This is a genomic window from Fusobacterium sp. DD2, assembly GCF_018205345.1.
Lineage (GTDB): Bacteria > Fusobacteriota > Fusobacteriia > Fusobacteriales > Fusobacteriaceae > Fusobacterium_A.
This window is the reverse complement of sequence record NZ_JADRHM010000080.1, coordinates 1-10964: the sequence shown is the minus strand read 5'-3', so window position 1 is coordinate 10964 and position 10964 is coordinate 1. Positions and strand designations below refer to the sequence as shown.

General features: G+C 29.7%; 11 protein-coding genes. 4 read left to right on the top strand and 7 right to left on the bottom strand.

What is annotated here, in order from left to right; all coding sequences use genetic code 11:
- The 3 genes from IX290_RS10345 to IX290_RS10335 form a co-directional block, all read right to left on the bottom strand.
- Nucleotides 1-2828: DUF3427 domain-containing protein (locus IX290_RS10345; protein WP_211493111.1), on the bottom strand; the 2828-nt coding region annotated here is incomplete at its 3' end.
- A 133-nt stretch (nucleotides 2829-2961) separates the two neighbouring features.
- Nucleotides 2962-3504, bottom strand: coding sequence for a toxin-antitoxin system YwqK family antitoxin (locus IX290_RS10340; protein WP_211493110.1), 543 nt, complete (start codon nucleotides 3502-3504; stop codon nucleotides 2962-2964).
- A gap of 157 nt (nucleotides 3505-3661) precedes the next feature.
- The gene (locus IX290_RS10335; RefSeq protein ID WP_211493109.1) at nucleotides 3662-4831 is read right to left on the bottom strand and encodes a GNAT family N-acetyltransferase; all 1170 of its coding nucleotides are present in this window, start codon (nucleotides 4829-4831) and stop codon (nucleotides 3662-3664) included.
- A gap of 89 nt (nucleotides 4832-4920) precedes the next feature.
- Between IX290_RS10335 and IX290_RS10330 the strand changes: the two genes are divergently transcribed.
- Nucleotides 4921-5331: a thioesterase family protein gene (locus IX290_RS10330; protein WP_211493108.1), complete on the top strand. Its 411-nt coding sequence runs from the start codon at nucleotides 4921-4923 to the stop codon at nucleotides 5329-5331.
- Nucleotides 5328-5756, top strand: a complete 429-nt coding sequence (locus IX290_RS10325; protein ID WP_211493107.1) for a DUF523 domain-containing protein — start codon at nucleotides 5328-5330, stop codon at nucleotides 5754-5756. Before IX290_RS10330 ends, IX290_RS10325 begins: the two co-directional genes overlap by 4 nt.
- Before the next feature lie 40 nt (nucleotides 5757-5796).
- On the opposite strand, the gene IX290_RS10320 is transcribed toward IX290_RS10325, so the two are convergent.
- The 4 genes from IX290_RS10320 to IX290_RS10305 form a co-directional block, all read right to left on the bottom strand.
- Nucleotides 5797-7083, bottom strand: a complete 1287-nt coding sequence (locus tag IX290_RS10320; protein ID WP_211493106.1) for a TRAP transporter large permease — start codon at nucleotides 7081-7083, stop codon at nucleotides 5797-5799.
- Nucleotides 7084-7101: 18 nt separating this feature from the next.
- A complete protein-coding gene (locus IX290_RS10315; protein ID WP_211493105.1) occupies nucleotides 7102-7578 on the bottom strand; it encodes a TRAP transporter small permease in 477 nt (158 codons plus the stop codon).
- A 99-nt stretch (nucleotides 7579-7677) separates the two neighbouring features.
- On the bottom strand, nucleotides 7678-8697 hold the full coding sequence (locus IX290_RS10310) for a C4-dicarboxylate TRAP transporter substrate-binding protein (protein ID WP_211493104.1): 1020 nt from the start codon (nucleotides 8695-8697) through the stop codon (nucleotides 7678-7680).
- A 303-nt stretch (nucleotides 8698-9000) separates the two neighbouring features.
- A complete protein-coding gene (locus IX290_RS10305; protein WP_211493103.1) occupies nucleotides 9001-9711 on the bottom strand; it encodes an MgtC/SapB family protein in 711 nt (236 codons plus the stop codon).
- 398 nt (nucleotides 9712-10109) lie between these two features.
- On the opposite strand from IX290_RS10305, the gene IX290_RS10300 reads away from it, so the two are divergent.
- The gene (locus IX290_RS10300; RefSeq protein ID WP_211493102.1) at nucleotides 10110-10577 is read left to right on the top strand and encodes a toxin-antitoxin system YwqK family antitoxin; all 468 of its coding nucleotides are present in this window, start codon (nucleotides 10110-10112) and stop codon (nucleotides 10575-10577) included.
- A gap of 51 nt (nucleotides 10578-10628) precedes the next feature.
- Nucleotides 10629-10958: a DUF4325 domain-containing protein gene (locus IX290_RS10295; protein ID WP_211493101.1), complete on the top strand. Its 330-nt coding sequence runs from the start codon at nucleotides 10629-10631 to the stop codon at nucleotides 10956-10958.
- Nucleotides 10959-10964 lie beyond the last annotated feature (6 nt).

Here is a 10964-nt window from a genome sequence, read left to right as displayed (position 1 = left end):
TAAATATTCCTCATTAAATATTCAAATAGTGTGCTATCTATCTCTGATTTCAACTTAAGTTCGTACTCAACTACTTGATTACCTTTGTAGTTTGTAATCTCCTTGGGATTCAAAACTTTTTCCACCTGTCCTAAATAATAAAAATTCTCACCTGATTTCTTTTTTATAAAAGCTTCTAAAGTATAATAATTTTCTGCAATTTTCCCTTCTATTGTAAGTTCACCATTACGAGATAAACATCTTCTCTCTTTAGAATACCAAGTAAATCTTTGATTGTCAAAAAATTTGTTGTCATATAATGTAAAAGGAGGCTCATCATCTAGAGTAACAAAAAGCACAACTTTTCTCTCACTCTCAAATACAGTATACCCACTTACCTGATAACCATTATTGAAATCTAAATTTAGATACCAGAAACTTTCTTGTTTACTATACTCTTTATATTTTAAAATGCTTTCTATACCTTGCTGTCTATAATTTTTTAAAGCATAGGCAAGATTATATTTTAAAAGATCATCTATATGAGATTTGAAATAGCTATTAGTTTTGTAACTTTGCATAAAATCTTCTGAAAAGACAAAATAATCTTCATATCTCACAAAAATAGGAAGATACTCTTTCACAGTAGAAAGGCTCACAAATATCTCCTTAGATAGATGCTTTAAACTATTGTAACTACTTTCCTTCTGATTTATAAGCTTATATTTTTCCTCTATATATCTATTAAATTCATCAGGATAAAGCTTTCCATATTGGATCATATAAAGAATAGCTTCTATCTCATGAACTCTTTTAGCAGGAGTAAAAAATCCTGACAAAAATCTCAGGTAATTATTCTCAACTTTATTTATATTTCCAAACTTTTCTTTAGGTCTCATAATTCTCAATACTTCATCATAAGTTTTTTTATATTTTAATATAACGCTTGGATCAATCATATTTCTTTGAAAAAAGTCATATAGCATTGGAGTTCTACCTAACTGTTTTTCAAGAAGATTAAAGTCAGCTTCAATATTTTTCTTAGTTGAAAAATTGGTTTTATTTATATTTTCAAATATCTTCTCCTTAGCAATCTCTTCAAAAGATATAGAACTTTCCCCTGGAATCATATCTGTTCCATTCATTATAAATCTCTTTAAATAATCTTTATCATAACTACTATTTTGTGATACAGCAACTGGAATAAGAAAGTTTTTCTCATAGTTACCTATAAAGTCCAAAACCACTACATACTCTTTTTCAGGATATTTTCTCAACCCTCTTCCTAACTGTTGAATATACACAATTGAAGATTGAGTAGGTCTAAGAAGGATAATCTGATTGACACACGGTATATCTACACCTTCATTGAAGATATCTACAGTAATTATATAATTTATCTCTCCATCTTCTAACCATTTTATTACCTGTTCTCTATAAAAATCACTATGTTCTCCAACTAGAGCAATTGCTTTTACCCCTTTTTCGGTCATTTTCTGAGCTAAAATTTTAGCTTCTTCTATACGGGATACAAAAATCAATCCATGTAAGATATCTCCACTATAGCCATAAAATCTGCTTTTTTCAATTATATTATTTACTCTCTCTTCTGCAGTAAGTTTATTTATTGACGTCTTATCATTTATTGTCTCTCCATCTACAACTATATCTGATATGCCAAAATAATGAAAAGGAACTAGAAGATTCTCCCTTAAAGCATCATAAAGTCTTATCTCATAAGCTATATTATAGTCAAAAAGTTCATAGATATTAAAATTATCACTTCTTTCTGGAGTAGCAGTCATTCCCAAAAGAAATTTTGGTTTAAAGTAATTTATAATTTTTTGATATGACGGAGCACCTCCGTGATGTACTTCATCTACAATTATATAGTCAAAAGCACCTTCCTTATAATAATTTAAATGACTTTCTCTGCTTAAAGTCTGAACCATTGCAAATACATATTGAGCATCAGGATTTTCTTCATATAAAGATATGTTGCCATCTGGCATTACATTTTTATATGTTTCCATAGCTTTTAAAAGAATTGTTTTCCTGTGAGCTATAAAAAGAACTCTTTTAGGATTTACCTCTTTCACATCAAAAGCACTAAGATAGGTTTTACCTGTACCAGTAGCACTTATAAGTAGAGCTTTGTTCTCTGTCCCTCTCACTTTTTTTAGATTTTCCAAAGCATTTACCTGCATGATATTCGGTACTGGAACTTTCTCTTTTTTATTTCTGCTCATATTCCAGTTTTTTATTTGCATTTTATTGATGTTATAGAGTTTTTCATAATCATCTAAAAGCTCTTTATCTACTTTCGGAAGTTGGTAAAATGACTTTTCAAATTCTCCAATAACACTTTTGGCAATCTTCCCATCTGAAAGGGAATTAATTTTCAAATTCCATTCAAAGTTAACTGTAAGAGCTGTCTGAGTAAGATTTGAACTACCAATAAATATTGTCCACATTTCCCTTTTCCTAAAAAAATATCCTTTGGCATGAAATTTTTCATTTGATAGGATACGTAAGTCAATATTAGTAAATTCAAGAAGTTTTTTCAGAGCTTTAGGCTGAGTAAAATTAAGATAATCTCCTGTAAGGACTCTCCCTCTTATCCTTTTTTTCTCCAACTCTCTTAATTCTTCCAGGATTAAAGTTAAGCCTCCCTCTGTTATAAAAGCAACTGATATAATAAATTCATCACAATTTTCCAGTTCTCTTCTAAATGTTGTAATTATTTTTTCTTCTCTATTTGATAAAAGTCTATGCTGATAACTTTGATTTGAATCTAAAGTTTCATCAATAGCACTTGTTTTTAAACTTTCCAGTAAAATATTTTCCATAACTACCTGCCTTTTTCTCAAAATATTGCTAAAATAAAGCTATTTTATTTTACTAATATGCTGAGAAAAGAAAGTAAAAGGGTAATCCACTCAACTTGAGGAATTACCCTTTGTATTTTTATTTCTGCTCTAACTAGCACTTCCCATTAACATAAACTGCTTCTTTAATTAATTTTCCAGCTGGGTCATACTCTTTATATTTACCTTCTAATTTTCCATTTTCTCCATAGTTACATTCGATGTATAGAGCTCCATTTGAATAATATTCTCTATAAGGACCAAACATAAATCCATCTTTTAGGTTAACTTCAACTTTTACCTGTCCATTTGGGTAATATTTTATATTTTCACTTGTTGTTGACATTCCTTCATATATTGCTTTTCTCTTTAAAACACCGTTTGGATAGAATTCCTTTGCTAGTCCTTTATTTTCACCATTTTCCAAATGTCTTACTGAGCTCAATTTGCCATCAATATAGTAAGTTTCATAAACACCATCTATGTTTCCGTTTTTGTAATTTTTCTTTGTTTCAAGCTGTCCATTTAAATAATAAGATCTGTATTCTCCTTCTCTTATACCGTTAACATATCTTTTCTCTTCTTGCACCACTCCATTGTCGTAATTCTTTACCCAAAGACCTTCTTTCTTACCATCCTTATTATATTGATTGACCATAATTACCCTCCTCCTTTATATTCAAGCTTCCCTACTATTAGTATACTACATAGAATTAAATAAATAAATAGCTAAAACGTGCCAAAAGTCAATTTTAATTAAAATTTCTTTTTTATTTTTCTTTATTCTCTCTATTATTGAATAATAAGAAATATAACTACTGATAATCCTGAATATAATTTTTTGAAAGAGCAAATATATTTTTATTTTTTAAAGTATTAATTATCTCTTCATTTGAAAAAATAACCTTTTCTCTAAATATAAGTTCTTCCAAAGTGCAATATCCAAAAAGAAGTTGTGCAAGGCTTCCTATATCAATACTCATATCCCATTGTTCAGCTTTTTTAAAAGTGATATTTCCCTTTCCATCAAAAATATAGACTCCATTATTTTTATCAATAATTTCATCATTTATTTTTAATCTCAAATTAATTTTACTATCTATCACTCTTTTAAACAGTTTAATTGGATCTATGATTCTTCCCATTATAAAAGATGTAATTTCATTCTCAATCTGTTCCTGATTATCCAGATAAAAATTCAAATGTTCTCTCTCTGGTGTATTTATCTCAACCTGTGGATAATACTCTCTAAAAGTTTTAATAAATCTAAGAATATTTATTATAGAGTTCTTATCCTTACCAAAAATTTCTCTTATGTGGATTTTTTCATCTTTATAGAAAATAGTATATCCAATTGGCATATCATCTCTATAAAAAATATAAATCTCTCCATTATCACTAATTACTTCTTGCAATAAATTTTTAAAAGTCTTTTCATCTCTTTTTACACTTAGAAGAAAATCTTTCATTTTTTCTCTATATATATCCATTAAATCACAAATATACTCATCTATCAAGTGAACTTCTAATTTTTTTATAACTATATTTTTATCAATGCCACCACTTGGGAGTTCATTCATATCAAATTTATATTTTTCAATATCTAATATATAATCAAATCCATATCTTCTATATAATTTTGAGTTGATAGGACAGAGATATACAAATTCATACCCCTTCTCCTTTGCCCCTTGTAAAGAACTTTTAATTATTTCTTTCATATACCCTTTATTTCTAAATTGTGGAGATACTGCAACTCCTACTATATAAAAAGATGGAACCTCTTCTCCATTTATAATAAGATTAAATTTATTTTCATGAAGTGATGCTAAAATATCATTTTGTTCCTCTAATAAAAGATAGTTATTCTTGTCATAAAGAGTTGAAAAATAAAAATCCACCTCTTCTTGAGAATCTGTAAAACATTCAAGCCATATTTTTTTTGCTTTTTCAAAATCTTTATCTTCACCATATCGTATTTTCAAAGAAGATCACTCCCTTTATTTTTTCCTTTTTTCATATTATAATGAAATCAACGAAAAAAATCTACCTTAGTTTGCAAAAGGAGGAACATATGTTTAAAACTGATTATAAAATACAAAAAGAAGATATCAACTATGGAGGTCACGTTGGAAATGAAAGAGCTCTTCTTTTTTTTCAACATGGAAGAATTAAATATTTTGAGTCTCTTGGTCTAAGTGAATTAGATCTTGGTGACGGCATAGGAGTTATTCAAAAAAATGCCTATGTTGAATATAATAAACAACTTTTTCTTGATGATGATATTACAATTGCTATTACAAATATAAGACTGTCTAAAAGTAGCTTTACTGTAGAGTATGAGATATATAATTCAGATAATTTTAAGGTAATTAACGGATCTACCCTTTTAGTCTGCTATGACTACAATGTTAAAAGAATAAAAAAGATTCCTGAATCATTTAAAGTAAAAGTCCTAGTGTCTTTCACAGGTGATGTTCAATGAATATTTTAGTAAGTGCATGTTTATTGGGAACAGCTTGTAGATATGATGGAAAATCAAAACCCAATGATAAAATATTAGAACTCTTAAAAACACACACCCTTATTCCTGTTTGTCCAGAGCAGCTTGGTGGTCTTGCTACACCACGTTTTCCTTCTGAAATAAAAGGTAATCGTGTTATTTCAAAAGTTGGAACAGATGTTACAAGAGAGTATGAAAAAGGTGCAGCAGAAGCATTAAAAATTGCTAAGTTATATAATTGTAAATTAGCTATACTAAAAGAAAAAAGTCCTTCTTGTGGTTATAATAAAGTCTACGATGGTACTTTTTCTAAAACTCTTGTTGATGGACAGGGAATCACAGCTAAACTTCTTAGTGAAAATGGAATAAAAGTTATTGGTGAAACTCTTATTGATACTCTTTTATAATAGATATAAAAAAGGATGACGTCATGTCATCCTTAATTTTTTATTTAAATAGATTTGGTATAAATAAAGCTATACTTTCTGAATAAGTTACAACTAGTAAAACCATAAGTAATGCCACGATAAATGGCCATACTTCCCTTATAAAATCTTCCAGTTTTACACGTACTATTGAACAAACAGTAAACATCATAGAACCAAATGGAGGTGTTAATCCACCAATCATAATATTAACTATAAAAATTACTCCAAAGTGTAATGGATCTACACCTAAAGCTTTAACAGCTGGAACCAATAACGGTGCAAGAATAACAAGTGCTGCTCCTCCTTCTATAAACATTCCTACGAAAAGCAATAAGATATTTATCACCATTAAAAGTACAAATTTGTTGCTTGTAAAATCCATAAGTCCCTGAGTTATCATTTGAGGTATTCTTTCTAAAGTCATGTAGTATCCAAATACCTTTGCAGCTGCAATGATAATAATAACTGAACCAGTACTTTGAACTGTTTCTTTCAAAATAATAGGTATGTGATGTAACTTAAGTTTTTTATAAACAAAAAATCCAACTAGGAAACAGAATAGTACTGCTACTCCTCCTGCTTCAGTAGGAGTAAACATTCCCATACGCATTCCTAAAATGATACCAAATGGTATTGCAAGTGCCCAAATTGATTTTAAAGCTTGAGATCCAATCTCTTTAGGAGTTGCTATTCTTTCTCTTGAAGGTTTATAACCCCTTCTTTTTGAGATTATATTAACTGTTATCATAAGAGCTAAAGTCATTAAAATCCCTGGTGTATAACCTGCTAAAAACATATCTCCAACTGGCACATTAGCTATTAAAGCATATAAAATTAAGTTAGTTCCTGGTGGAATTACTGGACTTACAGCCGATGAAGCCGCTGTAACTGCTGCTGAGAATTCAGGTGAAAACCCTTTTTTAACCATTTGTGGAACTAATATTTTAGATTCCATAGCTGCGTCAGCATTTGCAGATCCTGAAATTCCTCCCATCATAGCACTTAAAAGACAGTTTACTTGAGCAAGTCCACCTTTCATGTGTCCTGCCAATACTTCCGCCATATTCATCAGTTCTTCACTGATACCAGAATAGTTCATTACTGAACCTACCATTATAAAAAATGGAACTGCTAAATATGGAAATGATTCAATTGATGTTACAAATTGTTGAATAACCATATTCATAGCCATAGTTGTATTTATAAATATAAAATAGTACAATGCTGATCCTATCAATGCAAATCCTATTGGAATATCCAAGAAAAATAGCACAAATAGAATAGCCACGGGTGTTAATGGATGCATTCTAATTCCTCCTAATTCCTATTTCTCGTCTTTTGCAGCTAAAAATAAACCCTTGAAACTTTTCACTAAATACATTATTGAATATATAGTCATCAGTCCAAATGAAATTACAATAGCTGAGTTTATATACGCATAAGATATCTCAAGTGCAGCTGTTATTTTAGATGATGATGATACATATTCAAATCCAAAATAAAACATAAGTCCGCTTATTAAAGTCATTAAAATATATACTATAAACTGTACAAATTTTCTAATCTTAGGTGGTAATAAAACCACAATTGCTTCAACTCCAATAAGTGCATTCTTACGATAAGCTGCTGCTGTTCCTAAAAATACTGTCCAAACGAAGCATCCTACTGCAACTTCTTCTGCCCAGAAATAAGTAAATTTTAATGCATATCTCGTAAATACATTCATTATAACAACTAGTATAGTTATACTTATAAATACACTACCAATGTATAATTCAAAGTCTTTAAAAAATTTTTTCATCAGATCACCTTGCTACTTAAATAGCCCTTTCTGCTTAGTATTCTATAATAGGGGATGAATATTCATCCCCTATCCATTTATAAACAATTATACCCTAAATTATTTTCCTTCTTTAATATCTTGTCTGATTTTAGTAAGTTCTTCTATAATTTTTCCATGGATTCCTGGAGTCCATTGAGGGAATTCCTCAAATACAGGAGCTGCAGCCTTAGTGAATGCTTCAGCATCTACTTCATTGAAGTGTACTCCATGTTCTTTTAATTTATCTGCATATTCTTTTTCAAGAATGTTAGTAGCTTGTAAGTTATCTTCTGCTCCAGCATCAACTTCTTCTTGAATTATTTGTCTTTGTTCATCAGTTAAACTATCCCAAGTTTTCTTTGAAATACATACTGCAGATACACCTAATAAATGTCTAGTTAATGAGTATTCTTTTACATTTTCATATTGTTTAGTTCCATAATATGTCATTATTGATCCTTCAACACCGTCAATTACACCTTGTTGAATTGCAGCATAAGTATCAGGATAAGGCATTGCAACAGGGTTTCCACCTAATGCTTTTATTGTATATGTATAAAGTTGACTGGTTGGAACTCTTATATTTAATCCTTCCATGTCAGCAGGAGTAGTGATAACTTTATTTGTCATCATGCTTCTAAATCCGAAAACCCAATCTAGTGATAAAACTTTGATACCTTTTTCTTCAGCAGCTTTATTTAGATTTAGTACTAATGGTGTTCTTACCATTCTTAAGTATTCTTCAAAACTTTGATATAATAATGGCCCTGTAACTGCATTGTAATCAGGTACATAGTCTCCTAAGAAGTTAACTCCATCAACTGAAATCCAGTCTGATCCATTAGCAACTTGTTCCATACTATCTTTCCCAATTGGTAAAGTTCCACTTGTAAATAATTGTAATTCCAATGTTCCTTTACTTCTTTCATTGATCTTATCAACAACTTTTTTGAATGATTTTGCTGTCTGTTCATCATCAACAAACTTCATACTTACTTTAATAACTCTTTTATTCTCAGCCGCTTTATTACCACCACAAGCGACAAAAAGAAATAACATAGTAATTGAAAGTAATACACTTTTGATTGCTTTTTTCATATTTCTCCTCCAACTCTAAATTTTATTATGTTGCACCAATAAACATTTCCCCAGCAACAAAAAATCTGAAAAGTAATCCTATCTAAGACTAAGGACTATTTTTCAGCTTCTCCATTCACTAGCCATGTTTATTTTTTATTATATAATAAAGATACATCTTTTCTGAGCAATTGTCAATCTTTTTTTATCAAAAAGTGAACTAAAATAATATTTTTATGTTTTTTTTCGGATATTATGTGTACACTTATACGACTTTATACATTTTTTACAATAAAAAAAACACCTTTTTTCAAGATGGTTTTCTTAAAGAATATGTACTTTTTTTATACTTTCACATTTTGATATACTTGATACAACTTCAAGGCCTTGTATCACTTTTGGAATGTTCAAGGTACATGTGACACAGCCTTTTTCTTCGTCTTTTTTCATACTTTTTATTTTGATTTTCATCTCTTTCATGGTTTTATACATATCAATAATATTTTCTCCAATATTATGTCCAGGTTCAAACTCTATTAAAACTTTACTTATATATCTATTATCAATTAATGAACGTTCAACTGATTTTAAACCAACAAGAGCTATAAGTACTGCCACTCCAGCTAAAATGCTTAATCCATAGAAGCCCCATCCTATTCCTAGACCAATACAGGCTGTTACCCATATTGAGGCTGCTGTAGTAAGACCACCAATTACTCCTTTACCTCTCATTATCGTTCCTGCACCTAAAAACCCTATTCCACTGACAACTTTAGCTCCTATACGACCTAAATCTGTTTTTACAACTTTTGTTGTTCCAGGATGTGTAATTGCATAAGCTAAAATATTAGCTCTTAAACTATCTTGAACTAAAGAGACTATAGTTGCTCCGAGACAAACTAATATATGGGTACGGAAACCTGCTGGTCTATTACTTTGACCCCTTTCATATCCTATTGCTCCACCTATTATTATTGCCATTACTATTCTCAGTATAATCTCCTGAGTAGTAATATTTAATCCAAGTTCTCCCATACCCTCACCTCTAAATTATATTATAAATAAAAAAAGCTAAAAAAACTGATTCTGTTAATCAGTATTTTATAGCTTCCCTCACACTTAGCTTTTATATAGAATTTTAACTTTAAAATAAGTTCCCCTGTGTAAAATTTCTTCTAAGATTAATGTAAAACCAATACCTTATAAGCAATCATAAGTGTTATAATTAACAATGCTTGTAACGAGTAATTTTCCACTTCATCCTCCTGAAAATAAATAAAAACAATTTTTAAACTATTTCGCCATAAAAACAGTCCAAATAATATATGGGTTAATTCCGCCTATATTATAACACAGTTATCAATTTACTTGAATACTTTTTTTTAATTGTGGTAAAATAAAATGCAAAATACTTATGAACTTTAGGTGATTAGATGAAAAAGAATATCTTATTTTTTTTACTACTTATAACTTTTTCCACAATATCATATGCAAGCTCAAATACTATTCAAGAAGAGCAAGGTGAAGATATTGATGGTGTTATGTATTACAAGGCAGACCATACTCCATACACTGGAAAAATAAACTCCCACAAAGATAGAAGTTATTATAAAAATGGAAAACCACATGGAAAATGGCTTTCTTTCTATCCTAATGGGAATTTGAGATCCATAGAAAACTGGAAGGATGGAAAATTAGTAGGAAAGTTTGTCCTTTATGAGAGTGATGGAACCAAAGTTTTTGAAACAACCTATCTAAATGGAAAAGATAATGGTAATTACTATATGTACCATGAAAATGGAGTTATTCAAGTAGAGGGTAAATTTTCCAACGGTGTTCCTCAAGGGACATGGAAATTTTACAATGATAAAGGAAAACTCACTGGTAAAGCTGAATACTAACTGTTAATTATTTGTATAGTGGATTTTAATCTTTAAAGGGGGTATTATCCAATGAGACTTATACTAAAAAAACTTTTAAACACTTCTGTTCTTGTTTCACCTACTAAAGCTATGAGACTTTATAAGATTATAGCTAAAAGAATCAAAGCTGGAAAACCAGTTAACATTGATTTTTTAGGAATAGAAGCAACCACCATAGCCTTCTTATATATTGTTTTTAGCAATTTAATAAAAGAGTGTGAAAAGAATGTTAAAGAGCTAAGATCCATGATTTCCATATCCAATGCCTCTGAATCACTAATTGAAGAGATTGAATATCTGGAAGAAAATTATAAAAAAGTTGGTAACAAACTTGATTCATTAAATTTTAGTTGCATTTAAAAAGGG